The organism is Pannonibacter anstelovis (assembly GCF_036881715.1).
GTDB lineage: Bacteria > Pseudomonadota > Alphaproteobacteria > Rhizobiales > Stappiaceae > Pannonibacter > Pannonibacter anstelovis.
Genome location: NZ_JBAKBF010000041.1, coordinates 1 through 257 on the forward strand (window position 1 = coordinate 1; position 257 = coordinate 257).

The following is a 257-nucleotide window of genomic DNA, read 5'->3' on the forward strand; positions in this document are numbered from 1 at the left end:
TTCAGCGTCTCTGCGTCGCGGGCAAGGCCGCTGGCCGAGCCCAGAACCTGCGAGGCGGCCGCGCCCGTTTCCTCCGCCGCACGGCTGACGCCAGTGATGTTGGAGGAGACTTCCACCGTGCCGGCAGACGCCTGCTGCACGTTGCGGGCGATTTCCGAGGTGGCTGCGTTCTGCTCCTCAACGGCAGCGGCAATCGTCGCGGCGATGCTGTTCAGCGTGGCAATGGTTTCCCCGACATTCCCGATCGCATCCACCGA

General features: G+C 66.9%; 1 pseudogene. It reads right to left on the minus strand.

Annotation, left to right across the window (positions count from 1 at the left end):
• Positions 1 to 257: pseudogene (locus tag V6L75_RS21025) on the minus strand (methyl-accepting chemotaxis protein); the annotation flags it as partial.